Origin of the sequence: Streptomyces sp. NPDC057136 (genome assembly GCF_042670885.1) — a bacterium.
In the GTDB taxonomy this organism is placed as follows: domain Bacteria; phylum Actinomycetota; class Actinomycetes; order Streptomycetales; family Streptomycetaceae; genus Streptomyces.
Genome location: NZ_JBHUUV010000002.1, coordinates 293,586 through 317,744, shown reverse-complemented (window position 1 = coordinate 317,744; position 24,159 = coordinate 293,586). Strand labels below are relative to the sequence as shown.

22 protein-coding genes and 2 pseudogenes are annotated in these 24,159 nt (G+C 69.1%); 7 read left to right on the top strand and 17 right to left on the bottom strand.

Going from position 1 to position 24,159, the window contains the following annotated elements:
- Window positions 1-72: 72 nt before the first annotated feature.
- The gene (locus ACFT7S_RS03985; protein ID WP_382726580.1) at window positions 73-222 is read left to right on the top strand and encodes a hypothetical protein; all 150 of its coding nucleotides are present in this window, start codon (window positions 73-75) and stop codon (window positions 220-222) included.
- A gap of 162 nt (window positions 223-384) precedes the next feature.
- Entirely contained in the window at window positions 385-555 is a 171-nt protein-coding gene (locus ACFT7S_RS03980; protein ID WP_382726578.1) for a hypothetical protein, read from the top strand.
- Window positions 556-558: 3 nt separating this feature from the next.
- On the opposite strand, the gene ACFT7S_RS03975 is transcribed toward ACFT7S_RS03980, so the two are convergent.
- The 9 genes and pseudogenes from ACFT7S_RS03975 to kdpF form a co-directional block, all read right to left on the bottom strand.
- Window positions 559-1,914, bottom strand: coding sequence for a hypothetical protein (locus ACFT7S_RS03975; RefSeq protein ID WP_382726575.1), 1,356 nt, complete (start codon window positions 1,912-1,914; stop codon window positions 559-561).
- Window positions 1,915-2,003: 89 nt separating this feature from the next.
- The gene (locus ACFT7S_RS03970; protein WP_382726573.1) at window positions 2,004-3,362 is read right to left on the bottom strand and encodes an ATP-binding protein; all 1,359 of its coding nucleotides are present in this window, start codon (window positions 3,360-3,362) and stop codon (window positions 2,004-2,006) included.
- 2 nt (window positions 3,363-3,364) lie between these two features.
- On the bottom strand, window positions 3,365-4,042 hold the full coding sequence (locus ACFT7S_RS03965; RefSeq protein WP_382726571.1) for a response regulator transcription factor: 678 nt from the start codon (window positions 4,040-4,042) through the stop codon (window positions 3,365-3,367).
- 71 nt (window positions 4,043-4,113) lie between these two features.
- Complete coding sequence (locus tag ACFT7S_RS03960; protein WP_382726568.1) at window positions 4,114-4,392, bottom strand: hypothetical protein; 279 nt, start codon at window positions 4,390-4,392, stop codon at window positions 4,114-4,116.
- A gap of 82 nt (window positions 4,393-4,474) precedes the next feature.
- Window positions 4,475-5,602: pseudogene (locus ACFT7S_RS03955) on the bottom strand (sensor histidine kinase); the annotation flags it as partial.
- Between the two features lie 147 nt (window positions 5,603-5,749).
- On the bottom strand, window positions 5,750-6,424 hold the full coding sequence (locus tag ACFT7S_RS03950; protein WP_382726565.1) for a potassium-transporting ATPase subunit C: 675 nt from the start codon (window positions 6,422-6,424) through the stop codon (window positions 5,750-5,752).
- 23 nt (window positions 6,425-6,447) lie between these two features.
- Window positions 6,448-8,607 (bottom strand): potassium-transporting ATPase subunit KdpB, encoded by a 2,160-nt coding sequence (kdpB, locus tag ACFT7S_RS03945; RefSeq protein WP_382726562.1) that lies wholly within the window; start codon window positions 8,605-8,607, stop codon window positions 6,448-6,450.
- Window positions 8,604-10,268, bottom strand: coding sequence for a potassium-transporting ATPase subunit KdpA (gene kdpA, locus ACFT7S_RS03940; RefSeq protein ID WP_382726559.1), 1,665 nt, complete (start codon window positions 10,266-10,268; stop codon window positions 8,604-8,606). The genes kdpB and kdpA overlap by 4 nt, the downstream gene beginning before the upstream one ends.
- A gap of 8 nt (window positions 10,269-10,276) precedes the next feature.
- Window positions 10,277-10,366, bottom strand: a complete 90-nt coding sequence (gene kdpF / locus ACFT7S_RS03935; RefSeq protein ID WP_361896819.1) for a K(+)-transporting ATPase subunit F — start codon at window positions 10,364-10,366, stop codon at window positions 10,277-10,279.
- 326 nt (window positions 10,367-10,692) lie between these two features.
- Between kdpF and ACFT7S_RS03930 the strand changes: the two are divergent.
- Window positions 10,693-11,444 (top strand): annotated as a pseudogene (locus ACFT7S_RS03930) (HAD-IC family P-type ATPase); the annotation flags it as partial.
- A 154-nt stretch (window positions 11,445-11,598) separates the two neighbouring features.
- On the opposite strand, the gene ACFT7S_RS03925 reads toward ACFT7S_RS03930, so the two are convergent.
- Complete coding sequence (locus ACFT7S_RS03925) at window positions 11,599-12,504, bottom strand: aminoglycoside phosphotransferase family protein (protein WP_382726556.1); 906 nt, start codon at window positions 12,502-12,504, stop codon at window positions 11,599-11,601.
- A 275-nt stretch (window positions 12,505-12,779) separates the two neighbouring features.
- On the opposite strand from ACFT7S_RS03925, the gene ACFT7S_RS03920 reads away from it, so the two are divergent.
- On the top strand, window positions 12,780-13,574 hold the full coding sequence (locus ACFT7S_RS03920; protein WP_382726553.1) for an SGNH/GDSL hydrolase family protein: 795 nt from the start codon (window positions 12,780-12,782) through the stop codon (window positions 13,572-13,574).
- A gap of 69 nt (window positions 13,575-13,643) precedes the next feature.
- Here the strand turns inward: ACFT7S_RS03920 and ACFT7S_RS03915 are convergent, their stop codons facing one another.
- Complete coding sequence (locus ACFT7S_RS03915; RefSeq protein ID WP_382726550.1) at window positions 13,644-14,474, bottom strand: class I SAM-dependent methyltransferase; 831 nt, start codon at window positions 14,472-14,474, stop codon at window positions 13,644-13,646.
- Window positions 14,475-14,562: 88 nt separating this feature from the next.
- Here ACFT7S_RS03915 and ACFT7S_RS03910 point away from each other — a divergent pair, with 88 nt between their 5' ends.
- Both ACFT7S_RS03910 and ACFT7S_RS03905 read left to right on the top strand, forming a co-directional pair.
- Window positions 14,563-16,368 carry a S9 family peptidase gene (locus tag ACFT7S_RS03910; protein ID WP_382726548.1) on the top strand — a complete coding sequence of 602 codons (1,806 nt, stop codon included), beginning with the start codon at window positions 14,563-14,565 and terminating at the stop codon, window positions 16,366-16,368.
- 137 nt (window positions 16,369-16,505) lie between these two features.
- Window positions 16,506-17,312, top strand: coding sequence for an SURF1 family protein (locus ACFT7S_RS03905; RefSeq protein ID WP_382726546.1), 807 nt, complete (start codon window positions 16,506-16,508; stop codon window positions 17,310-17,312).
- A gap of 91 nt (window positions 17,313-17,403) precedes the next feature.
- Here ACFT7S_RS03905 and ACFT7S_RS03900 read toward each other — a convergent pair whose 3' ends face one another.
- The 5 genes from ACFT7S_RS03900 to ACFT7S_RS03880 all read right to left on the bottom strand — a co-directional run bounded on the left by ACFT7S_RS03900 (window position 17,404) and on the right by ACFT7S_RS03880 (window position 22,721).
- A complete protein-coding gene (locus ACFT7S_RS03900; protein ID WP_382726545.1) occupies window positions 17,404-18,678 on the bottom strand; it encodes a hypothetical protein in 1,275 nt (424 codons plus the stop codon).
- Between the two features lie 47 nt (window positions 18,679-18,725).
- Window positions 18,726-19,301 (bottom strand): SigE family RNA polymerase sigma factor, encoded by a 576-nt coding sequence (locus ACFT7S_RS03895; RefSeq protein ID WP_362848596.1) that lies wholly within the window; start codon window positions 19,299-19,301, stop codon window positions 18,726-18,728.
- Window positions 19,302-19,658: 357 nt separating this feature from the next.
- On the bottom strand, window positions 19,659-20,723 hold the full coding sequence (locus ACFT7S_RS03890) for an aspartate-semialdehyde dehydrogenase (RefSeq protein WP_382726541.1): 1,065 nt from the start codon (window positions 20,721-20,723) through the stop codon (window positions 19,659-19,661).
- Window positions 20,720-21,991 (bottom strand): aspartate kinase, encoded by a 1,272-nt coding sequence (locus ACFT7S_RS03885; RefSeq protein ID WP_382726539.1) that lies wholly within the window; start codon window positions 21,989-21,991, stop codon window positions 20,720-20,722. Before ACFT7S_RS03885 ends, ACFT7S_RS03890 begins: the two co-directional genes overlap by 4 nt.
- A gap of 280 nt (window positions 21,992-22,271) precedes the next feature.
- Complete coding sequence (locus ACFT7S_RS03880; protein WP_382726536.1) at window positions 22,272-22,721, bottom strand: hypothetical protein; 450 nt, start codon at window positions 22,719-22,721, stop codon at window positions 22,272-22,274.
- 299 nt (window positions 22,722-23,020) lie between these two features.
- Between ACFT7S_RS03880 and ACFT7S_RS03875 the strand changes: the two genes are divergently transcribed.
- On the top strand, window positions 23,021-23,431 hold the full coding sequence (locus ACFT7S_RS03875; protein WP_382726533.1) for a PPOX class F420-dependent oxidoreductase: 411 nt from the start codon (window positions 23,021-23,023) through the stop codon (window positions 23,429-23,431).
- A gap of 50 nt (window positions 23,432-23,481) precedes the next feature.
- On the opposite strand, the gene ACFT7S_RS03870 is transcribed toward ACFT7S_RS03875, so the two are convergent.
- Window positions 23,482-24,141: a DUF5063 domain-containing protein gene (locus ACFT7S_RS03870; protein ID WP_382726530.1), complete on the bottom strand. Its 660-nt coding sequence runs from the start codon at window positions 24,139-24,141 to the stop codon at window positions 23,482-23,484.
- Between the last annotated feature and the right edge of the window lie 18 nt (window positions 24,142-24,159).

The following is a 24,159-nucleotide window of genomic DNA, read 5'->3' as shown; positions in this document are numbered from 1 at the left end:
GGGGTACACGCCCGAGGACATCAGCACCCTCGCCGACACCGATGAGGGTCTGGTGGTGCTCACCCACCTGTGGTGGAGCGCGGACGGCCGGTCGAAGATCCGTACGCCACGGACCCTGAAGCACTGCACGCCTCCCGCGCCGCCGTCCTCGCCCTGTCGCCGACTCTCATCGTGCCGGGCCACGGTTCCGCGTTCGCCCCCACGGAGCGCACGCCCGGATAGCAGGACGCCGCCATCGCGTACGCCTGTCTGGAGGCGTTGTGACCTGTCGCCGCGCGCATCCAGGCCGACCTCCTCGACAGCTGCCCGACATGCGGCTTTCGTACGTATATGCGAATCTGATAGTGACCCATAGTCCTGGATCCGCTGACAGGAGGCACGATCGTGGGCAAGAAACAGAGTCGGCAGAACCGCGGTGCTCGCACCGGCGGCCATGAACGCAGCACGGCTGCGGAGACGAAGGAACAGACACCGACTTCGGCCGCACCCGAGGCGATGCACCCGATCGCGGAGCACGTCTCGCACAAGAAGGAGCGGAAGTTCGGGCACAACTGATTGTCAGTTCTGACCGGTCAGGGCTGCGGAGAGCCTGAGTGCAGACTCGGCTGCCGCGGCCGTGTCCTTGTGGTCCGCCGCACTGCGCAGTTCACTCAACTGTGCGTTGATCCGGGCCGCCTTTGACGGTTCCGTGCCGGGTTCCACCCGGTCCCAGGTGAGTTCGAGGCTGGTGACGTCTCCGGCCACGGCGCCCGCGTCGGCTGCGGTGGCGTCCAGTTGCAGCTGCTGCGTCCACAGGGTCATGCGAGCCGCCTCCACGGTGGGGAGCGGTTCGTAGCGAAGGTGCAGGTCCAGGTCGTTCTGTGCGACCCGGAGCACAGCACCCCGTACCAGGTCTGCGTCGCGTGCCTTGATGGCTGCGGTGAGTGCGCCCAGATCGCGGTTCATCTGTGTCGTGAGCAGGTCCGGCACACGGTCCGACGTCCGGTACGTGTTCCAGGCATGGCGGACCTGCCGCACCGACGCGTCGGTTGCGTGGTTGTGTGCTGCGCGGACGGTGTCCGACAAGGTGGTCAGCTCTGGTGGTACCGGGCCCGGAGTGGCGTCGGTGGGAACGGCCAGTTCGACCGCCTCCAGGTCTGCACCTGCCTTGCCGGTGGAGAACTCCCCGTAACCCGGAGCGAAGACCTTGTCCTCGCGGGTGCCGTCCATGTGCAGTTCGGCCACCGTGATCGCGCCCTTCACGGGCCCGTACGGACCGGAGACCGTCTGCCCGGTCTTCTTGACGGTGACCTCCTCGAAGACGACCTCCGGCGTGTTCTCGGGCCGGTAGACATCCCCGGCCTTCGGATGCGCGGGCATGATCATCGCGGCCGGTCCGGTCTTGCCGGCCAGCCATGTGCCGCCGGTGTCGGCGACCACTCCGTGCTCGTAGTTGAAGACGTCCTCGCCGAGGTACCACACCGATCCGTCGTCGGCCTGGGCGAACCAGTCGAGTGCGACCTCCTGGATCCGCCCGTCGGAGAGCGCCATGTACTGAAGGGTCCGCACCTTCACCTGCTCGCCGTTCAGGGCGATGGGCTTCGTGCCTGGCAGCAACGTGAACTCGGTACGGAACGGCTTGCCGTCCACCTGGCCTCCGTAGATCACCTGCTGGATCTCCGAGCTGGGGTGCAGCGGGTTGGTGATGGAGGTCGGGTGCGAGAACACGGGTTCGAACACGTCGACTCGGGCCTTCTCCGGTGCGAGCGGCAGGCAGGTCCCGGTCTTCTTGCCGGTGGCCTCGTCCACGATCTGTACGCAGTCCGTCGTGCCGGCCTTCGGTGCCTTGCCGACGGCGCCTGTGCTGCATGCGCCCGCCGTGAGTGCCGCGGTCATGGCCACGCTCGCCGCGGCTGTCAGCTTCCGGTTCCTCATGACTGCCTCCTCATGACTGCCCCCTCTGCCGTATTCGGGACGCTGCCACCCGGGCGCTGAAGGGACGCTGAATGAATCTGAATCCGCGTTCAGGGGCGGGGGAAGGACACCTCGAAACGGGCCCCGCCCAGGGAGCTCTCGGAAACCGTGGTGGTACCGCCGTGGGCTGCCACCAGTTCCTTGACGATGGCCAGCCCCAGCCCGCTGCCGGCTGTCCCTTCCCCGGCGCGGGCCCGCGCGTCGTCGAGGCGCACGAACCGCTCGAAGACACGCTCCCGGTCGGCGGGCGGCACCCCGGTTCCGTCGTCCTCGACCCCGAGCACGATCCGGCCGTCCTCCTCCTGGACGAGATCGAACGCCACCTGTGAGCCGGCGTGCCGGGCAGCGTTGTCTCCCAGGTTTCGCAGCACCCGGCGCAGACCCTGCGCGTCCGCATCGAACCGCGCGGCCGATACGCCGGTTGTGCCGATCCGCAGCCCGGCCGTCGCCGAGCGAAGCCGTCGCGCCTCGTCCAGGACCAGGTCGTCCAGGTCGACCTGGTGCAGCTGCGGGCGCAGCGCGTCCTCGTCGGCGCGGGCCAGGAGCAGCAGGTCGTCGACCAGGTGCTGGATGCGGAGATCCTCGGCGAGTACGGTCCCGGCCAGCCGCTCCTGGGTCGTGCTCCCGGGGTGGGCGAGCGCGACCTCGGCGTGCTGGCGGATGGAGGCGACCGGGGAGCGCAGCTCGTGCGAGGCGTCCGAGATGAAGCGTCGCTGGGCGGTCTGGGACCGTTCGAGGCGGTCCAGCATGCGGTTCATGGTGGCCGCGAGCCGTGCGATCTCGTCGCGGCCGCTCGGCAGCGGCACCCGGCGGTGCAGTTCGGCCGATGAGATCGCCTCGACCTCCGTCCGGATCGCCGTGACCGGGGCCAGGGCCCGCCCGACGGCCATCCAGGTGGCCCCTGCCGCCAGGACGAGGAGCAGCGGCAGCCCCACCAGGAGCAGCCGGGTGACGATCTGGGTGGACTCGGCGACGGCGATGAGCGCCCGCCCGACCAGGACCGTCTTACGGCTCTCGGGGCCGTCCGGCCCGTCGGCGGCGACCGCCACCACCAGGAACTCGTCCTCGTCCAGCGGTGTGGTGATCCGGGACTCGGAGTCCCCGTCCGGGGCGGCCAGCGCGGGCAGCTCCTCGACGTTCGCGCTGGAAGCGACGACCCTGCCCTCGGCGTCCAGGACCTGGATGAACTGCTCGTCCCGGTCGGCCACCGCCAGTGAGGGCACCCCGCGCCCCGACTCGATGACGGAAGCCACCTGTTCGGCGCGGGTGCCCGCCGCCTGCCGTACGTCATCGGTCAGCTCGGCCCGCAACAGCGCGACCAGGGCCACCGCTCCGGCGAGCAGTCCCACCGCGACGACGAGGACGGCCGCAACGGTCGACCGGAATCTCACTCCACGGCTAAACGCCATCGCTACCCCCCATCGGGAGCCAGCCGGTATCCGCTGCCGCGCACGGTCTCGATCGCGGCGCGCCCGAAAGGCCGGTCGAGCTTGTTGCGCAGATGACGGACGTAGACCTCGACGATGTTCGGGTCACCCTCGAAGTCGTCGTCCCAGACATGCGCGAGGATCTCCCGCTTGGACACGGTCTCGCCGCTCCTGCGCAGCAGAAACTCGAGCAACGCGAGTTCGCGGGCGGTGAGTTCGACCCTTACCCCGCCGCGCGAGACCTCCTTGGCCGCCGGGTCGAGCCGCAGATCGCCGGCGGTGAGCGCGGCGGGCCGTTCGCGGGGGTCGCGGCGCAGCAGCGCCCGCAGCCTGGCCAGCAGCACGGCGTACGAGAACGGCTTGGTCAGATAGTCGTCGGCGCCGGTGTCCAGACCCTCGACCTCGTCCCACTCGCCTTCCTTGGCGGTGAGCATCAGGATCGGTGTCCAGTTTTCCTCGGCGCGCAGGGCCGCGCAGACGCGGTAGCCGTTCAGGCCGGGCAGCATGATGTCGAGGACGATCGCGTCGTACGGGTTCTCGCGTGCCCGCCACAGGCCGTCCGTACCGTCGAGTGCGACGTCGACGGCGAAGCCCTCCGCCTCCAGGCCGTTGCGCAGCCCTTCGGCGAACCGCTCCTCGTCCTCGATGACCAGAACTCGCATGGCCCGATTGTGGCCCTCGGCACCTGAACCGGCGCTGAACGCGGGCTGGTGTCGGGAGTCTGCCGTCCCCGTCAGTAGGTACGCGGCGACATGACCTGGGGCTGGGCCCCTTCAGCCTCGAAGAGGCACCTGGGCATGCCGGGGCCCGGTGTCGCGCGTACCGTCGCCGTCGTCGGCGGATCGGTCGGCAGCTCGATGTGTACGGTGACCGGGCGGTCGCCCTGTGTGGTGGCATACCCGGTCTCCTTGCCGTCGACGAGCACCTCCACCACCACCGTGTGGCCCGTCTGGACGGTCGCGCTGACCGAGTGGCCCGCGTGGTCGATGTGGAAGTGATGGCGTTGTCTCATCGAGGTCGCCTCCCGGTGGCGCCTCGGGCGGCGTCGCCACATCAAGCGTAGGCACGGTGCCGGTGGGACGGGCAGTCGGCGGCTACGTCGTGGCGTTCGCCGGGAGGTCGGGGCGTGACGGGGGAAGGCCGTCCGCCATCCGCAGCGTGAGCGCCATGGTCAGGCCGACGCCGGGGGTGTCCTCGGCGGTCACCGTGCCTCCCATGGCCTCGACGAAACCGCGGGCGACCGCCAGTCCGAGGCCGACGCCGGCGCCGCGCGGGGAGTCTCCGTACCGCTGGAACGCGCCGAAGATCCGCTCCTTTGCCTCGTCGGGGACACCGGGACCGCGGTCCACCACGCGCAGTTCGACCCGGTCGGCGATCGTGCTCGCCGATACGAGCACCGCCTCGCCGCCGGGGCTGTACTTGACCGCGTTCTCGCCGATGTTGGCGACGGCGCGCTCCAGCAGACCGCGGTCGACCGCGACCATCGGCAGCGTCTCCGGGATGTCCAGTTCCACGCTGCCCTCCGGTACGCCGCCGAGCGCCATCGGGACGACCTCGTCGAGGTCGGTCACCCGGACGACCGGTGTGACGGTTCCGGTCTCCAGGCGAGAAACGTCCAGCAGGTTGCCGACCAGCTGGTCCAGGCGGTCCGCACCGCCCTCGATGCCCGCGAGCAGCTCGGCCCGGTCCTCCTCCGACCACTCCACGTCCTCGGAGCGCAGGGAGGAGACGGATGCCTTGATTCCGGCGAGCGGGGTACGCAGGTCATGGCTGACCGCGGCCAGGAGCGACGTGCGGATCTTGTTGCCCTCTGCCACTTTGCGGGCGTCCTCCGCCTCGCCGACCAGCCGCTGCCGGTCGAGCACCACCGCGGCATGCGCGGCGAACGCGCCCAGGACGCGGCGGTCTTCGGCCGGCAGGACCCGGCCGCTCAGCGCGAGCGTCAGACGGTCACCGACCGGCATGTCCGCGTCGGCGTCCTCGGGGCACGATGCCGGCCGGGGCCCGACACCTGCCGTGCAGATCCACGGTTCGGCCTCGTCCCGGCGCTCCAGGAGCGCCACGGAGTCCATCGCGAAGGTCTCCCGTACGCGTTCGAGCAGGGAGTTCAGGCCGGTCTCACCACGCAGCACACTGCCCGCGAGGAAGGACAGGGTCTCCGCCTCGGCCCGCAGCCGGGCGGCCTGGTGGGTACGGCGCGCTGCCAGGTCGACGACGGAGGCGGGTCGTCCTCCACCACCAGCACCCGGGTCATCGGCATGCTGCCTTCCTCATGCAGGTCATCGACACAACGTCCGGCGTGCGGCGGGAGCCGGCGGGCCCTGTACGTTCCAAGGCCCGTCGGCTCCCGCGTGATGCTGGTAATGCCATCAGTTCTTGGTCAGTTCCTTGAGGGCGATGTTGAGCTGGAGGACGTTGACGCGGGGCTCACCGATGAAGCCGAGGGTCCGGTCGTCGGTGTGGTCGGCGACGAGCTTGCCGACCTGCTTGACGTCGAGGTGGTTCTTCTCGGCCACCCGGTGGACCTGGAGCTTCGCGTACTCCGGGGAGATATGCGGGTCCAGGCCGGAACCGGAGGAGGTGACGGCCTCGGCCGGTACGTCTTCGGGCTTCACCTTGTAGCCGGGGGTCGAGTTGTCCTTGACCACGGCCGCCTTGGCGTCCTTGACCCACTGGATCAGGTCCTCGTTGTCGCCGGACCGGTTGGTCGCGCCGGAGAGGATGATCGAGTACTGGCTGTTGACGCTGTTGCTGCCGAGGCCGTTGGACGGGCGGGGCTGGAACCACTTCAGGTCCGGGACCGCCGCCTCCTCCGGGTCGTCCGGGTTCTGCTTCGGCAGGTTGTACGTCTGGCCGATGAGTTCGGAGCCGACGACCCGGCCGTCGGACTTGATCTCGGAGCCGTTGGCCTTGTCGTTGAACAGGGCCTGGGCGACGCCGGTGACGGCGAGCGGGTAGATGACCCCGCAGATCACGGTCAGGACGAGCAGAGCCCGCAGTCCGGCGCCGAGCATCCTGGCAGTGTTTCCAAGGGAGTTGTTCATGGCTGGTCAGCACGCTCCTAATTTCAGCGCAGCCCGGGGATGGAGGAGATGAGCAGGTCGATGATCTTGATACCGATGAACGGGGCGACCAGGCCGCCGAGTCCGTAGATCCCGAGGTTGCGGCGGAGCATCCTGCCGGCGCTGGTGGGCTTGTACTGGACGCCCTTGAGGGCCAGCGGCACCAGCGCGATGATGATCAGCGCGTTGAAGATGACGGCGGACAGGATCGCCGACTCCGGCGAGGACAGGTCCATGATGTTGAGCTTGTCCAGGCCCGGGTAGACGACCGCGAACATCGCGGGGATGATCGCGAAGTACTTCGCGACGTCGTTGGCGATCGAGAACGTCGTCAACGCGCCTCGCGTGATGAGGAGTTGCTTGCCGATCTCGACGATCTCGATGAGCTTGGTGGGGTTGGAGTCCAGGTCCACCATGTTCCCGGCCTCCTTGGCGGCCGAGGTACCGGTGTTCATGGCCACCCCGACGTCCGCCTGAGCCAGTGCCGGCGCGTCGTTCGTACCGTCGCCCGTCATCGCGACGAGCTTGCCACCCGCCTGCTCCCGCTTGATGAGGGCCATCTTGTCCTCGGGCGTCGCTTCGGCGAGGAAGTCGTCGACTCCCGCCTCCTCGGCGATGGCCTTCGCGGTCAGCGGGTTGTCACCCGTGATCATGACCGTCTTGATGCCCATGCGGCGCAGTTCGTCGAACCGCTCCCGCATCCCCTCCTTCACGACGTCCTTGAGGTGGATGACACCCAGCACCCGGGCGCCTTCCGCGTCCTCCAGAGCCACCAGCAGCGGCGTGCCACCAGCCTGGGAAATCCGGTCGGTGAGCGCCTGGGCGTCCTCCGAGACACTGCCGCCACGCTCCTTGACCCAGGCGACAACCGAACCGGTCGCGCCCTTACGCACCTTGCGCCCGTCGACGTCCACACCCGACATACGGGTCTGGGCGGTGAAGGCCACCCACTCGGCCTGCTTCAGCTCGCCCTGGTGGCGTTCGCGCAGTCCGTACTTCTCCTTGGCCAGGACCACGATCGAGCGGCCCTCGGGGGTCTCGTCGGCCAGCGAGGAGAGCTGGGCGGCGTCTGCGAGCTCGGCCTCCGTCGTGCCCTTGACCGGCACGAACTCGGACGCCTGACGGTTGCCGAGGGTGATGGTGCCGGTCTTGTCGAGCAGCAGCGTGGAGACGTCGCCCGCGGCCTCGACGGCACGGCCGGACATCGCCAGGACGTTGCGCTGGACCAGCCGGTCCATGCCCGCGATGCCGATCGCCGAGAGCAGTGCCCCGATCGTCGTCGGGATGAGGCAGACCAGCAGCGCGGTCAGCACGATCATCGACTGCCGGGCGCCGGCGTACGTGGCGAACGGCTGGAGCGTGACGACCGCGAGCAGGAAGACGATGGTGAGAGACGCGAGCAGGATGTTGAGCGCGATCTCGTTGGGCGTCTTCTGCCTGGAGGCGCCCTCGACCAGGTTGATCATCCGGTCGATGAAGGTCTCGCCGGGCTTCGTGGTGATCTTGATGACGATCCGGTCGGACAGCACCTTCGTACCGCCGGTGACGGCACTGCGGTCGCCGCCCGACTCCCGGATGACCGGGGCCGATTCACCCGTGATCGCCGACTCGTCGACCGAGGCGACACCTTCGACGACGTCACCGTCGCCGGGGATGATGTCGCCCGCCTCGCAGACCACGAGGTCGCCGATGCGCAGCTCGGTGCCGGGCACCCGCTCCTCGTTCTTACCGATGGCCCGGCGGGCGACCGTGTCCGTCTTGGCCTTGCGGAGCGTGTCGGCCTGCGCCTTGCCGCGGCCCTCGGCCACGGCCTCGGCCAGGTTGGCGAAGATCGTCGTCAGCCACAGCCAGGCAGTGATCGCCCAGCCGAACCAGTCGCCCGGTTCCTTGAGGGCGAAGACCGTGGTCAGTACGGACCCGATCAGCACCACGAACATCACGGGCGACTTGATCATCACCCGGGGGTCGAGCTTGCGCAGCGCGTCCGGGACCGCCTTGATCAGCATCTTGGGATCGAACAGACCCCCGCCCACCTTGCCGCTCTCGGGCTTGTGACCGGTGGGGGCATCCTGGTGCGGTGCCCGGGTCGCAGAACCGGTCGGAGTACCGGTCGGAGTACCGGTCGGAGTACCGGTCGGAGTACCGGTCGGAGTACTGGTGCTCATGACGCGAGCCCTTCGGCGAGCGGTCCCAGCGCGAGCGCCGGGAAGTAGGTCAGACCGGTGATGATCATGATCGTGCCGACCAGGAGACCCGTGAACAGCGGCTTCTGCGTACGCAGCGTGCCCGCCGTCTCAGGGACCGGAGTCTGCTCGGCCAGCGACCCCGCCAGCGCCAGCACGAACACCATCGGCAGGAACCGGCCCAGCAGCATCGCGATACCGATCGTGCTGTTGAACCACTGCGTGTCCGCGTTCAGACCGGCGAAGGCCGATCCGTTGTTGTTGGCGCCCGAGGTATAGGCGTACAGGATCTCGGAGAAGCCGTGCGCACCGGAGTTGGTCATCGAGTTGGACGGGGTGTCCAGGGCCATCGCCGCGGCGGTGAAGCAGAGCACCAGCGCCGGGGTGACGAGGATGTAGCAGGCGGCGAACTTGATCTGCCGTGTGCCGATCTTCTTGCCCAGGTACTCCGGGGTACGGCCGACCATCAGACCGGCGATGAACACCGCGATGATCGCCATGATCAGCATGCCGTAGAGACCGGACCCGACACCGCCGGGGGCGATCTCGCCGAGCTGCATGCCCAGCATCGTGATGCCGCCGCCGAAGCCGGTGTACGAGGAGTGGAAGGAGTTCACCGCACCGGTGGAGGTGAGGGTGGTGGCCACCGCGAAGATCGACGAGCCGCCGATCCCGAAGCGGGTTTCCTTACCCTCCATCGCACCGCCGGCGATGTCGAAGGCCGGTCCGTTGTGCGCGGACTCGGTCCACAGCATCAGGAGACTGAAGCCGATCCAGATCGTCGCCATCGTGGCGAGAATCGCGTAACCCTGCTTGACGCTGCCGACCATCTTGCCGAAGGTGCGGGTCAGCGCGAACGGGATGACCAGGATCAGGAAGATCTCGAAGAGGTTCGAGAACGCGTTGGGGTTCTCGAAGGGGTGGGCCGAGTTGGCGTTGAAGTATCCGCCGCCGTTCGTGCCCAGCTCCTTGATGGCTTCCTGCGAGGCGACCGCGCCGCCGTTCCACTCCTGTGTGCCGCCCATGAACTGGCCGACCTCGTGGATCCCGGAGAAGTTCTGGATCGCGCCGCACGCGACCAGAACGATCGCGCCGATCACGGAGATCGGGAGCAGGATCCGAACGGTGCCGCGCACCAGGTCGGACCAGAAGTTGCCCAGCTCACCGGTGCGGGCGCGGGCGAAGCCCCGTACGAGAGCCACCGCGACCGCCATGCCCACCGCGGCGGACGCAAAGTTCTGTACCGCCAGGCCGCCGGTCTGTACGACGTGGCCCATGGCCTGCTCGCCGTAGTACGACTGCCAGTTGGTGTTCGCGACGAACGACGCGGCGGTGTTGAACGCCTGGTCCGGGTCGATCGAGGAGAACCCGAGCGAGCCGGGCAGGTAGCCCTGCACACGCTGCATGAGGTAGAGGAAGAGGACGCTCACCGCGGAGAAGGCGAGGACACCGCGCAGATAGGCGGGCCAGCGCATCTCGGTGGTGGGGTTGGCTCCGATGGCCTTGTATATCCACTTCTCGACACGGAGGTGCTTGTCGGAGGAGTAGGTACGGGCCATGTAGTCGCCGAGCGGGCGGTAGGCCAGCCCCAGCGCGATGATCAGGGCAAGGAGCTGGAGCAGTCCAGCAAGGACAGGACTCATATCCGTACTCAGAACCTCTCCGGCTTGACGAGGGCGAGCACGAGGTAGCCCAGCAGGGCGGCTGCCACGACGAGGCCGACTATGTTCTCGGCAGTCACAGCTTCGCCACCCCCCTGGCAATGAAAGCCACCAGCGCGAAGACCGCGATCGTGGTGACGACGAAGGCCACGTCGGCCATCGTGAGCTCCTGAGTGAAGAACGGATTTTCGGGCATTCCGAGGAAACCGCCTTTTCAGAGGGCCGCGACTCCCGTTAACGGGTCCCATACGACTCTCGGCGTGCTCTTGACGCATCCCCTACGGCTCTTTGCGCCGGGGCGCGGAACCCGGTCACTCGCCGGCCCCCTGCGCCCCGGGGGCGACTGCCCCCCGCCCGCATCAGGAAATCGAGTACCGCCGCGTCGACGGATTGCGCACCAGGTCTCGTGGAGTTCAGCGCGCAGACCCGGATGAGCGGCATCGACCTGCGCTGGGAGAACGGCGCCGCCTGCCACATCCGCAAGGGGGCGGCGGCGCAGGTCATCGGCTGGGTGGAGATGTACGGCGGTAAGGTGCCCGGCGAGGCTCGCGCGTGGAGCGACGCGGTCTCTGACGCGGGCGGTACCCCGCTGCTGGTCGCGGTGCACGACTGGGACGGGCCGCGGGTCCTCGGGATCATCCACCTCAAGGACGTGGTGAAGGAGGGCATCCGGGAGCGGTTCGCGGAACTGCGCCGCATGGGTATCCGTACAGTGATGATCACCGGCGACAACCCGCTGACCGCCAAGGCCATCGCCCAGGAGGCCGGTGTCGACGACTACCTCGCCGAAGCGACGCCCGAGGACAAGCTCGCCCTCATCAAGCGGGAGCAGGCGGGTGGCAAGCTCGTCGCGATGACCGGGGACGGTACGAACGACGCCCCGCACTGGCGCAGGCGGATGTCGGGGTGGCCATGAACACCGGTACCTCGGCCGCCAAGGAGGCCGGGAACATGGTGGACCTGGACTCCAACCCCACCAAGCTCATCGAGATCGTCGAGATCGTCGAGATCGGCAAGCAACTCCGCTACACCCCCGCATCCGCCCACGACCTGCTGCGCCGCAATCTCATCGTGTACGGACTCGGCGGCCTGGTCCTGCCGTTCCTCGGCATCAAACTCATCGATCTGGTCATCTCCGCAACCCCCGGCCTCGGTTGACCAACGTCCCCGTCAGGGGTACGGCAGCGAGCGGCAGTTGAGCTTGTGCGAGGAGCTCACCGAGTGCGCGTTCCTTGCGCCTGACGGTGATCTCTTCACGCGTTGTTGACACGGCCCGTCCGTGACCGGCAGTCCCGGCGGCGTCGACCGCGGGTCAGCCCTCGCGCCGGAAGTCGTCCAGGGCCTCGCCCACCGCGCGTCGGCCGACGGCGGCCAGTACCGGGTTCGTGACGCGGTAATAGTGGTACGCCGTGAGGCCGAAGGTCAGCGCCCAGCTCCTCCCCCGTGCCCACGTCGCGTCGTCCACCTCGACGGCCTCGCGGAACAGCTCGCGGGAGCCGGCGGACAGCAGGGTCCAGGCGGCCATCGTGTCGCAGGCGGGGTCGCCGGTGCCGAGCCCGCCGAAGTCGATGACGGCCGTGAGACGTCCGTCCCGGGCCAGCATGTTGCCCGGCAGCAGATCGCCGTGGAGCCAGACGGGCTCGCCCTCCCACTGCGGGAGCCGGAGAGCCGATTCCCAGGCCGCCGCCGCCAGGTCCGCGTCCACCGTGCCGTCCGCGCCCAGGTCGCGGATCGCGTCGCGGACCTCCGTATCGCGGGTGCTCACCGGCCCGCCGCGAAAGCCCGCCGGTCCGCCGGTCGCGTCGACCGTACGCAGGGCGGCTACGAAGCGGCCCAGTTCGACGGCCGCGTGCGACTGATCGGTGAGGGGTGAGTCGTAGACGTTCTCGCCCTCCAGCCAGCGGTACACCGACCACGGCAGCTCGTACCCCTCGCCCGGCTCGCCCAGCCCGAGCGGGACCGGCACGGCCAGCGGGAGGTGCGGGGCGAGGCGGGGCAGCCAGCGCTGCTCCTTGGTGACCTGCCCCGCCGCGCGGGGGATGCGCGGCAGCCGTACGGCCATGTCCTCGCCCAGCCGGTACATGGCGTTGTCCGTGCCCGCGGAGCGGACCGCGGTGACGGGGTGGTGCGCCCACTGCGGGAACTGCGCCGCGATCAGCCGACCGACCAGCGAGGCGTCGATGTCGACTTCGTCGGCGTGCATCTTCGTGCCCGTCATGCGGGGCCTTCCTTCGCGTTGTCCGTCCGGCGGGGAACGGTACGGCCGCCGCAGTCGACGTTCAAACGATTTACACCCCGCGTCACCCCAACTGCCTTCATTTCAGGGGCCTTTCGAGGTTTATCTACGCGCGGAGCTACGGCTACCGAACAATCATTCGGGCATATCAGACGACTTCTTGCGCGGGCATTACCGGCGAGTACCGGGAGCTGCTAGAAACTGGGGCGCCCCACCAAATCCCCACTCACCCCCCATACTTCGAAGGGCTGGCAGCCATGTCAGTACGAAGAATTCGGGCATCCGTCACCACACTCGCGCTCGCCGCAGTCGCCGCCCTGGGCGCCGCCGCTCCGTCCTCCGCGGCCGCCGGTGGCTACGTCGCTCTCGGCGACTCCTACTCCTCCGGTGTCGGCGCCGGGAACTACCTCTCCGACAGCGGTGACTGCCGACGCAGCACCAACGCGTATCCCTACCTCTGGGCCGCGGCGAACTCCCCGTCGTCGTTCGCCTTCGTCGCCTGCTCGGGGGCGACGACGGGTTCGGTCTCCAGCGGCCAGTTGGGCGCGCTGAGTTCGTCGACGACCCTCGTCAGCGTGACCGCGGGCGGTAACGACGTCGGGTTCGCGAGCGTCATGCAGGACTGCGTCCTGTCGAGCGAGGCCACCTGTGTGAACAGCGTGAACGCGGCGATCTCGCAGATGGAGAACGTGCTGCCGGCGCGCCTCGACTCGCTCTACAGCGGCATCCGTTCACGGGCTCCGCAGGCCCGTGTGGTGGTGCTGGGGTACCCGCGCTTCTACAAGCTCTCCGGCAGCTGCATCGCCGGGCTCACCGAGACCGAGCGCGGGGCGATCAACAGGGCGTCGGACATCCTGAACGACGTCACCGCGAAGCGGGCCGCCGATGCCGGATTCACCTTCTCCAGCGTGGTGGACGAGTTCACCGGGCACGAGCTGTGCTCCGGTGACGCCTGGATCCACAGCGTGTCGATCCCGGTCTACAACTCGTACCACCCCAAGGCCACGGGGCAGGCGGGCGGCTATCTGCCGGCCTTCCGCTCGGCCGCGTAACGGATACGGCGGTCCACCGGAGGCTGCTCCGGTGGACCGCCGTATGCTCATGAACCCTCGTTCACGGCCTCAGAGTTGGCGTGACGCCTTGATCGAGTACATCAGCGGGATACGCGGGCGGTCCGCCGGGAAGCGGTAGTAGCCGTCGCTCTGCCGCTCCAGCGCGGCGAAGCGCGCGACGAGCGAGGCGTCGTGCTCGTGCAGCAGCTCGATCCGCAGTCCGGCCGAGGCCAGCGCCGAGACGACCTCGCCCACCGGATGCTGCCATTCGACGCTGCGGTTGTGGATCGTCGGCGCCTCCAAGTCGGTGTACGTACCCGGAGTTTCGTCCACCCAGGCTTCGCGGCTGAAGTAGTCGTAGGTGATCCGGGAGCCCGTCGCGTCGTCCAGCGCGTCGGCCAGCGGATGGAACTCCGCGAGGTAGAGGAAGCCGCCGGGCGCGACGAGCGAGGCGGCGGTCTCCGCCCAGCGCTGGATGTCGGGCAGCCAGTTCAGCGCGCCGACGCCGGTGTAGACGATGTCGTACGAGGAGTCGGGGACGGCCTCCGCCGCGTCGTACACATCGGCGGCGACGAAGGCCGCGCGCTCCGGAGTGAGGCCGAGGGAGCGGGCGAGACCGCGGGCGGTCTCCACGGCGGGCTCGGAGAAGTCGAGGCCGACCACATGGGCGGCGCCGTGCCGGGCCCAGGAGAGGGTGTCGAGTCCGATGTGGCACTGGAGGTGCAGCAGCGACTTCCCGGTGACGTCGCCGACCTCCGCGATCTCGAAGTCGCGCAGAGCGTCCTTTCCCGCGCGGAACGCGTCGAGGTCGTAGTAGTCGCTCGCCGCGTGTATCGGTACGCGTTCGTCCCACCGCGCGCGGTTGGCGTCGTGCCAGTCGTCCGGAGTCGGTGCATGCATGCCCGAAAGTTACCCACAGGCCGGGGACGGCGCGAACAGTTATCCACAGGCCACTCGGTCGTGGCGCCCGATCGGGTTGGATGGTGGCATGAGCGACACACAGAACGTCTCGTCCGCGCCGGAGTGGGAGCAGCGTTTCCGCGCGCCCCGCGTGTCCCTGCCCGACTGGGCCGAGGACGCCCCTGACCGCTCACTGTTCGTCTCCAACGCCACCGGGACGTATGAGCTCTACGCATGGGACCGGTCCAGTGGGCAGCAGCGCCAGGTGACCGACCGGCCCAACGGGACGACCGACGGACTGCTGACGCCCGACGGCTCGGCGATCTGGTGGTTCAGCGATACCGACGGCGACGAGTTCGGTGTGTGGATGCGGCAGCCCTTCGGCGGCACCCAGGGGGACGACGAGCCCGCCGCCCCCGGCCTCGAAGCCTCCTACCCGGCCGGTCTCGCCATCGGCCGTGACGGTACGGCGGTGATCGGCCGGTCCACCGACGAGGAGGGCACGACCGTCCATGTCGTACGCCCCTCGGGTGCTCCCGTGGCTATCTACCGGCACCGGGAGTCCGCCGGGGTCGGGGACCTCTCCTACGACGGCACGCTGATCGCCCTGGAGCACACGGAGCACGGGGACGCGATGCACTCCGCGCTCCGGGTGGTGCGGCCGGACGGGTCGACGGTCGCCGAGCTGGACGACACCGAGGGCGGCACGAAGGAGCTCGGCCTCGCCGTGCTGGGCTTCGCCCCCGTGGCCGGGGACCCCCGGCTCCTCGTCGGGCACCAGCGCCGTGGCCGCTGGGAGCCGATGATCTGGGACCCGGTCGCGGGGACCGAGACGAACCTCCCGATCGACCTCCCGGGTGACGCGGGCGCCGAGTGGTATCCGGATGGCTCCGCGCTGCTCGTCGAGCACAGCTTCGAGGCCCGCAGCGAGCTGTGGCGGTACGAGCCCGGCGCGAAGGAGCCGGTCAGGGTGGAGACCCCGGCCGGCACGGTGTCGGGCGCGACGGCCCGCCCGGACGGCACCGTGGAGTACCTCTGGTCCTCGGCCGCGCTGCCGCCCGTCGTCCGGTCGACGACCGGCGCGGTGGTCCTCGACCCGCCGGGTGTGAAGGCACCGGCATCGGTGCCCGTCGAGGACGCGTGGGTGGAAGGCCCCGGCGGCCGTATCCACGCCCTCGTCCAGCGGCCCGCCACCGGGGACGGACCGTTCCCCACCGTCTTCGAGATCCACGGCGGCCCGACCTGGCACGACAGCGATGCCTTCGCGTCCGGCCCGGCCGCCTGGGTGGACCACGGTTTCGCGGTCGTACGGGTCAACTACCGCGGGTCCACCGGTTACGGCCGTGCCTGGACGGACGCGCTCAAGCACCGGGTCGGGCTGATCGAGCTGGAGGACATCGCGGCCGTCCGCGACTGGGCGGTGAAGTCCGGACTCGCCGACCCTGACCGACTGGTGCTGGCGGGTGGCTCCTGGGGCGGCTATCTGACGCTGCTCGGCCTCGGTACGCAGCCGGACGCCTGGGCCCTGGGCCTGGCCGCCGTTCCGGTCGCCGACTACGTCACGGCCTACCACGACGAGATGGAGGCCCTGAAGGCGATGGACCGCACGCTGCTGGGCGGCACGCCGGAGGAGGTGCCCGAGCGCTTCGAGGCCTCTTCCCCGCTCACCTACGTCGACGCGGTGCGCGCCCCCGTCTACATCTCGGCGGGCGTCAACGATCCGCGCTGTCCCATCCGCCAGGTGGAGAATTACGTGGACCGTCTGAAGGCCCGCGACGCGGTGCACGAGGTCTACCGGTACGACGCGGGCCACGGCTCCCTCGTCGTGGAGGAACGGATCAAGCAGGTGCGCCTGGAACTCGACTTCGCGCTCCGGCACCTCGGACGAGGATGAAATCAAGCCCGTCGAGGGGGCCCCTCCCATGCCTTTGAGGCTATGGGGGAGTTCGAGGACAAGAGCGGTAGCCGGGCCACACCGGTGACGGAGGCCCCCGCTCCGGACCCGCGGAGCGGGGACCGTACCGTGGAGGGGTGTACCGGATCCTGCTGACCCCGCGATGGTGGGGGATCAACCTCTTCGTCGTGCTGGCCATCCCGTTCTGCGTGTTCATGGGCACCTGGCAGCTCGGCCGCTTCGAGGACCGCGTGCAGTCGCACGAGGAGGCCGAGAAGCGGCCCGATCCGAGTACACGGGCCGCCAAGCCCCTGGACTCCCTGCTGCCGGTCGACAAGGTGACGTCCGGCAGCCCCGCGACCGCCACCGGGACGTACGCCGAGCAGTTCCTCGTCCCCGGCCGCGAGCTGGACGACCGTAACGGCTTCTACGTCCTCAACCTGCTCCGTACCGACAGCGGCAAGGCCCTGCCTGTCGTACGCGGTTGGCTGCCCGGCACCGCGGGACGCACCGAGGTGCCCACCGCACCGGCCGGCACGGTCACGGTGACCGGCGATCTCCAGGCGTCCGAGAACGCGGGCACCGACGGCGTCCACTCCGAGGGCGGGCTGCCCGAGGGCCAACTCGGCATGATCAGCGCCGCGTCGCTGGTGAACCTCGTGCCGTACGACGTGTACGACGCCTGGGTCACGCTCCAGAAGCCCGAGGCGGGCGCTGCGGGCGCTGCGGGCTCGACCGAAGCTACGAGTGGCGCGATGAAGCCCGTGCCCGCCGAGGCGCCGCAGGGCAGTGGGCTCGACCTGAAGGCGTTCCAGAACCTCGGCTACACCGGCGAGTGGTTCGTCTTCGGCGGCTTCGTGCTCTTCATGTGGTTCCGGCTGGTGCGGCGCGAGGCCGAGGCGGCGCGCGACGTCGAGCTGGGACTCGCGGCCGACGCCGACTGAGCCACACCGGCTCCGAGCGAGGATGTGAGAAAGGGACGGCCCGCATGCGGGCCGTCCCTTTCTCACATCACTGCCACTGCCACTGTCACTGTCACTGAGGGACCGTGAGCGCACCCGTGCGATAGATCGTGCCCGCGCAGGCATTGGAGATCGTGGTCTGCGCCGTCGGAGAACCCGGCTCCGGGGTATGCGTCACCGCGATGCTGCCGTCCGCGGTCCCGCCGTCCTCGCTGCCGAACTGCGCTTCCGTGTCCGTCGGGGTCGCACCTTCGCCCGTGGAGCCGCCGACACCGTCTGTCGGGGTGGGGCTGGGCGAGGCGCCGGTCGTCGGGCAGGTGTCCGACGGCACCCAGGCGAACCGCACCTCGTACTCCATGGCCGGCTTAAGCATCACCGTGCCGGGCTCCAGGGAGGGATCGGGCAGCCCGTCCGCCGGGTCACCCGCGATGTGCTGGACGACCTGGACCTTGAGCGGGTCGGCCGCGCCCATCGCCTGCACGCCCACCGAGCCGTCGCCGCCCACCGAGCATCCCTCCCCGGACACGTTGGAGATCCGGAACGTGCCGTACACCTTCCCGTCCGCGTCCACGTCGCCCGACTCGGCCGAGACGACACGCAGCTGGCCCGAGCCGCAGCTGGGCATGGCGGCCGTCTCGGAGCGCGGTGTGTCGGCGACGCCGCCGATGCCCTTGGGGTCGGGGACGTCGCCGCCGTCCGCCGAGGGGGATGCGGAGATGTCGGCTTCGCCCTTGCCGCCGTCGGTCACCTCGTCGGCGGGCCCGGGTTCCTTGTCGTCGCCGGGCTCCTCGCCCGGCTCCTCGCCGCTGCCGCCCTGGGCCTGCTCGCCGTGACCGGCGATGGCGGAGTTGACGCCGGTGTCGCCGTCCGAACTGGCGACGTGCACGAACGCGGGGACGGCGGTGCCGATCAGCAGGGCTGCCGCGGCGACCCCGACGACCGCCTGCCGGCGCCGCGCGCGCCGGGCGGGCACGGCGCGGTGGAGGTGGTCGAGGGTGCCGTCGGAGGGTTCGAGGTCCTGGACGACCCCCTGGAGCATGCGGCGCAGGGCGAGCTCGTCGAGGGCAGCTCCCGAGTCGCCGGAGCCGGAGCCGGTGCCGGTGCCGGTGCTCGGGCGGGCACCGAAGAGGCTGGTCAGCACGCTCGTATCGGCCGAGGCGCAGTCGCCGTCGGCCACCGTGCCCCGGGCCTGCACACCGTGCGGATCCGGTTCCGGTTCCAACTCCGGTTCCAGCTCCCGCTCCGGCTCGGGTTCCGGAGCCCGACCCTGGGCCTGGCCCCGGTCCCCGGCGCCATCCGCAGGCGTATCCGAGTGGGCGTCCGGTGTGTTCTCCGACCCGTGGTTCACAATTCCGTTTCCAGTCCGGTCGCTCTCACGCCTGTGCTCGGGGCCACTCATGCCTGCGCCTCCATCACGACGCGCAGCGCCGCGATGCCTCGGGAACCGTATGCCTTGACCGAACCCAGCGATATTCCCAGGGTCTCCGCGACCTGGGCCTCCGTCATGTCAGCGAAGTAGCGCAGCACCAGCACCTCTCGCTGGCGTCGCTGCAGCCCCTTCATCGCCTTGATCAGCGCGTCCCTCTCCAGCTGGTCGTACGCCCCCTCCTCCGCGCTCGCCATGTCCGGCATGGGCTTGGAGAGCAGCTTCAGCCCGAGGATGCGGCGACGCAGTGCGGAGCGGGAGAGGTTGACGACGGTCTGGCGGAGGTACGCGAGCGTCTTCTCCGGGTCACGTACCCGGTTGCGCGCCGAGTGCACGCGGATGAACGCCTCCTGCACCACGTCCTCACACGACGCAGTGTCGTCCAGCAGCAGGGCCGCGAGGCCGAGCAGCGAACGGTAGTGGGCGCGATAGGTCTCCGTGAGGTGGTCGACCGTGGTCCCCGCAGCCACCGTCTCTTCAGCGCCCCCGCGCTGCGAAGGCAGCCGGGTGGAACGCGCAGCGGGCATGGGCGCAATCACCGGCATACCGCCGGCTGCGCGGGGCCGCCGGAGCGGACGCAATGCAGCGCCTCGCAACGGGCCCACCACTGTGATGTCGAGAACCTCTGCCACGCCAGTTGGACACGCTGCCCCCCGTCAGGGTTGTACGCGTGCGCCACCGCGTTTGGCGCTGTGCGACATGCCCTCATACGTACCTGCTCTTCCCCGAATGCCCCGTATATGCGCCCCGCCACACAAGAGTGACGGCATAGACGCAGCCGCCCGACCCGCGGTTGCACAAAGTCAGGAGATCATCGTCGGATACGGCAATGTCCCAGCTCAAGGGGTTCAGACCTGCTAGTTCCTCATAGGAAACACACAGATCCTACAAAACCGGCTCGATCAGGTCCGGGGAAATTCGGCGGCCACCGATTCGGCGATCTGCGCAACATTCAGCGCTGCCCCTTTTCGGAGGTTATCGCCGCAGATGAACATATCGAGCGCTCTCGGATCGTCCATCGACTGCCGCACACGACCGACCCAGGTCGGATCGGTGCCCACTACATCGGACGGGGTGGGGAAGTCACCGGCCGCCGGACTGTCGAAGAGCACCACCCCGGGGGCGGTCGCCAGGATCTCGTGGGCCCGGTCGACGGCGACCTCGTTCTCGAAGCGCGCGTGGACGGACATCGAGTGCGTCGCGACGACGGGCACGTAGACGCAGGTCGCGGTGACCCGCAGGCTCGGCAGGTCCAGGACCTTCCGGCACTCATCACGGATCGCCATCTCCTCGGACGACCAGCCGCTCCCGGCATCGGTCCCCGCCCACGGCACCACGTTCAGCGCCACGGGAGCTGCGAAGGGGCTCGCATCACCGTCGCCCAGAGCACGTCGTACGTCTCCGGGGCGCGTACCCAGCTCCGTACCGGCCACCAGGGACAGCTCTTCGCGGAGTGCGGCGACACCTTCGCGGCCCGCGCCGCTCACGGCCTGGTAGGAGGAGACGATCAGTTCCTGAAGGCCGAATTCGGCGTGCAGGGCACCGACCGCGACGATCAGCGACAGCGTCGTGCAGTGCGGGGACGCGACAATGCCGCGCGGCCGGAGCCGGGCGGCATGGGGGTTGATCTCGGGGACGACCAGCGGCACGTCGTCGTCCATACGGAAGGCCGCCGAGTCGTCGATGACCACCGCGCCCTTGGACGCGGCGACCGGCCCCCACCGGGCGGACACGTCGTCCGGCACCAGGAAGAGGGCCACGTCGACGCCGTCGAACACGTCCTCGTCGAGAGCGAGGACCTCTGTCTCCGCACCGCGGACGACCAGCTTTCGGCCGACCGACCGCGGCGAGGAAATCAGCTTCACGTCGCCCCAGACATCCGCGTGCTGCGAAAGGATCTGGAGCATGACGCCGCCGATCACCCCGGTCGCACCGACGACCGCGAGCGAAGGGCGACTGTGTGTCATCGTCCGGTGCCCCCGTAGACAACGGCCTCGTCGGAGTCGCTGTCGAGTCCGAAGGCGGTGTGCACGGCGCGCACGGCCTCGATGACATCCTCGGCGCGGGTGACCACCGAGATGCGGATCTCGGATGTCGAGATCAGCTCAATGTTCACGCCCGCGTCGGACAGGGCCTCGAAGAAGCTCGCCGTGACGCCCGGGTTGGTCTTCATACCCGCGCCGACCAGGGAGATCTTGGCGATCTGGTCGTCGTAACGCAGCGAGTCGAAGCCGATCGCGCCCTTCTGCCGCTCCAGGGCGTCGATGGCCTTGCGGCCCTCGGACTTCGGGAGCGTGAAGGAGATGTCCGTCAGGCCCGTCGACGCGGCGGAGACGTTCTGAACCACCATGTCGATGTTGACTTCCGCGTTCGCGATGGTGCGGAAGATCGCGGCGGCCTCGCCCGGCTTGTCGGGGACGCCGACGACCGTGACCTTGGCCTCCGAGATGTCGTGGGCGACTCCGGAGATGATCGCGTGCTCCACCTGCTGGTCCCCTTGCGGCTCGTTGCTGACCCAGGTGCCGCGCAGTCCCGAGAAGGACGAGCGGACGTGGATCGGAATGTTGTAACGGCGTGCGTACTCGACGCAGCGGTGCAGCAGCACCTTGGAGCCGGACGCGGCCAGCTCCAGCATGTCCTCGGAGGAGATCCAGTCGATCTTCCGGGCCTTCTTCACGACCCGCGGGTCGGCGGTGAAGACACCGTCCACATCGGTGTAGATCTCACAGACCTCGGCATCCAGCGCGGCCGCGAGCGCGACAGCGGTGGTGTCGGACCCGCCGCGACCAAGGGTGGTGATGTCCTTCTTGTCCTGGGACACACCCTGGAAGCCGGCGACGATCGCGATATTGCCCTCGTCGAGCGCGGTACGAATCCGGCCCGGCGTGACATCGATGATCCGCGCCTTGTTGTGAACCGAGTCGGTGATGACGCCGGCCTGGCTGCCCGTGAACGACTGGGCCTCGTGACCCAGGTTTTTGATCGCCATGGCCAGCAGCGCCATGGAGATCCGCTCTCCCGCGGTCAGCAGCATGTCGAACTCACGCCCGGCAGGGATCGGGGAAACCTGCTCGGCGAGATCGATCAACTCGTCCGTCGTGTCGCCCATCGCTGACACCACGACAACCACCTGGTTGCCGTTCTTCTTGGCATCGACGACTCGCTTGGCGACACGCTTGATGCCCTCGGCATCGGCTACGGAGGAGCCTCCGTACTTCTGCACGACAAGGCCCACGTGCGCTCCTCGCTCAATTCAATAGTGCGGTCGGCTCAGTTTAACGAGCAGTCCGGAATCGCCCCGTCCTTACCAGATGGTGAGATGTCCCGCCCACCAGGTGGTCCGGCGTGTCGCCCCGAACTGCTCGTACGAGGTTGCTGCCCGCCGAACACCGAACCACGCCCGTTTGTGGCCCAGCCCACACCGATGGGGGTCACTCACCCGCACTGAGCGGGTCACCTCCACGATAGGTCGATGTGTACGGGGTCACAGGTGCTGCGGCGCACTCGCGCGCCCATCAGCGGCGCCTGGGCGGCGGAAGCGTCCCGCGACCGGACGCGGCACGCAGCTCGACCACCCGGGCGGCGACGTCCATCTGCTGCCGGGGCCGGGCCAGGAACGTGTCCGGTACGTCGCCCGTCGCACCGGCCGCCTCGTCGCGATCAATGTCGGCGCGGCAGTCCACGCAGACCCCGTCGACCAGCGTGGTCGTGCTCTCGTCCTCGTCGCAGAACGCGCACATCATCTCGGCGCCCACGATTTCTTCCTGGTGGGCGCTCTTCTCGGGCTGCGGAGCCTTCGGGGAGCCGGTCGATGTAAGCGGCGGTGCCGCTTCCCCGGCGGGAAGATGGGCGAAGTCGGCTGCACCACGCGGGGCTTCGTCGGGCGCGTGACGCTTGCCATAACCAACTATGGCCATGGGGTGGGACGGTGCACGCAGGGCAGCACTAATGTTGGCCGTGGCCATGGGGGATCGACTCTCTTTCGATCTCACTCGGCAAGACCCCGGTTTGGTGTTGGCGCACCGCCGGGGTCGTCCGTTTTTCGGATTGTGGGTTGCTCAACGCGAACCTAGAGCGTGCACACGCTGTGGCGCAAGCTGATCACCGAAAGTCACTCCCCGCGCCATCTGCGCACGTCCGCACAGGACTTGGGAGAGTGGGTGGGATTCAACCTCACCACCCATTCCCATAAGAAAGGGCTCGGAGCCCGAGGCTTGAGCTCCGGGCCGGCCTGCGGCAACTGCCCCTGGGTAGGCTCATGTTCATGCCATTTACGTGGAACGAAACCGTTCGAAGGCTCCTGGACGATCCCCTCCCCGCCGTCCTCGCCACAGTGAACGCCGACGGAAGTCCGCAGACGTCGGTGGTCTGGATCGCCCGGGATCACGACGACATCCTCATCTCCACCGCCGAGGGCCGCCGCAAGGACCGGAACGTACGCCGCGATCCGCGCGTCAGCCTGACCGTCTACGACCCCAAGGACCCGCTCCAGTACGTCGAGATCCGCGGCACCGCCACGGTGACCGCAGACCCCGGCCGCGCGCTGGCCGTCCGCCTGGCGGAGGCGTACGAGGGCCCGGGCGCGGGCGAGGAATACCTGGCGCTCCCGCCGGAGGTGATCCGCATCGTGATCCGGATCGCGCCTCAGCATGTGGTGGGCACCGCCACGGAGTAGCCAGGGCGAGGCCGGCGACAGCAGCGCGGGGATTCCGCGCCGTTGTCGGGCTACTTCACCGGGCGCAGGCCCAGTGGGCCCGCGATTTCCTGGACCATCACGCGGCCGGCTTCCTCGGCCAGGTCCGCGTCGCCCGGGTCCTGGTCCGTGTCCAGGCCGTCCAGTTCCTCGAGGGGCTGGTTCAGGCGGATGTGGGCGACCAGGGACTGGAGGGCGCGCAGGGTCGCGGAGGCGGTGGAGCCCCAGTTGGAGAAGTACGAGAACTGCCACCACCACAGCGCCTCGGCCGTGCGGTCCGCCTCGTAGTGGGCCAGGCCGTGGCCGAGGTCCGTGACCAGGTCGGCCAGGTCGTCGGAGATGCGGTGCGGGACCGGCGCCTTGCGGGGCTCGTAGGGGTCGAAGACCTCGGAGAAGACGTCGATCGGTTCGAGGAGGGCCGCGAAACGTTCCCGCAGGCCGTCCGCGTCCGGTTCGGGGCCGAGGTCCGGCTCGTAGCGCTCGTCGGGCAGGACGTCCTCGTACGCGCCGAGCCTGCCTCCGGCGAGCAGTAGCTGCGAGACCTGGAGAAGCAGTACGGGGACGGCCTCTTCGGGCTCCTCGACCTTGGACACCTCGGTGACCGCGACGATGAACGTCTTGATCTGGTCCGCGATCTGGACGGCGAAGTCGTCCGGGTCCTGCGTGACGGAGTTCAGCGTGGCGTCAGACATCGAGGGGACCTCCCGTAG

Excerpts from the sequence above, each read along its gene's own strand:
- ACFT7S_RS03960 (WP_382726568.1), bottom strand. The coding sequence starts at position 4,392 with ATGAGACAACGCCATCACTTCCACATCGACCACGCGGGCCACTCGGTC.
- ACFT7S_RS03880 (WP_382726536.1), bottom strand. The coding sequence starts at position 22,721 with ATGGCCACGGCCAACATTAGTGCTGCCCTGCGTGCACCGTCCCACCCC.
- ACFT7S_RS03915 (WP_382726550.1), bottom strand. The coding sequence starts at position 14,474 with ATGCATGCACCGACTCCGGACGACTGGCACGACGCCAACCGCGCGCGG.
- ACFT7S_RS03890 (WP_382726541.1), bottom strand. The coding sequence starts at position 20,723 with ATGACACACAGTCGCCCTTCGCTCGCGGTCGTCGGTGCGACCGGGGTG.
- ACFT7S_RS03950 (WP_382726565.1), bottom strand. The coding sequence starts at position 6,424 with ATGAACAACTCCCTTGGAAACACTGCCAGGATGCTCGGCGCCGGACTG.
- ACFT7S_RS03970 (WP_382726573.1), bottom strand. The coding sequence starts at position 3,362 with ATGGCGTTTAGCCGTGGAGTGAGATTCCGGTCGACCGTTGCGGCCGTC.
- ACFT7S_RS03875 (WP_382726533.1), top strand. The coding sequence starts at position 23,021 with ATGCCATTTACGTGGAACGAAACCGTTCGAAGGCTCCTGGACGATCCC.
- ACFT7S_RS03895 (WP_362848596.1), bottom strand. The coding sequence starts at position 19,301 with ATGCCGGTGATTGCGCCCATGCCCGCTGCGCGTTCCACCCGGCTGCCT.
- ACFT7S_RS03925 (WP_382726556.1), bottom strand. The coding sequence starts at position 12,504 with ATGACGGGCACGAAGATGCACGCCGACGAAGTCGACATCGACGCCTCG.
- ACFT7S_RS03910 (WP_382726548.1), top strand. The coding sequence starts at position 14,563 with ATGAGCGACACACAGAACGTCTCGTCCGCGCCGGAGTGGGAGCAGCGT.
- ACFT7S_RS03965 (WP_382726571.1), bottom strand. The coding sequence starts at position 4,042 with ATGCGAGTTCTGGTCATCGAGGACGAGGAGCGGTTCGCCGAAGGGCTG.
- ACFT7S_RS03920 (WP_382726553.1), top strand. The coding sequence starts at position 12,780 with ATGTCAGTACGAAGAATTCGGGCATCCGTCACCACACTCGCGCTCGCC.
- ACFT7S_RS03975 (WP_382726575.1), bottom strand. The coding sequence starts at position 1,914 with ATGAGGAACCGGAAGCTGACAGCCGCGGCGAGCGTGGCCATGACCGCG.
- kdpB (WP_382726562.1), bottom strand. The coding sequence starts at position 8,607 with ATGAGCACCAGTACTCCGACCGGTACTCCGACCGGTACTCCGACCGGT.
- ACFT7S_RS03870 (WP_382726530.1), bottom strand. The coding sequence starts at position 24,141 with ATGTCTGACGCCACGCTGAACTCCGTCACGCAGGACCCGGACGACTTC.
- kdpA (WP_382726559.1), bottom strand. The coding sequence starts at position 10,268 with ATGAGTCCTGTCCTTGCTGGACTGCTCCAGCTCCTTGCCCTGATCATC.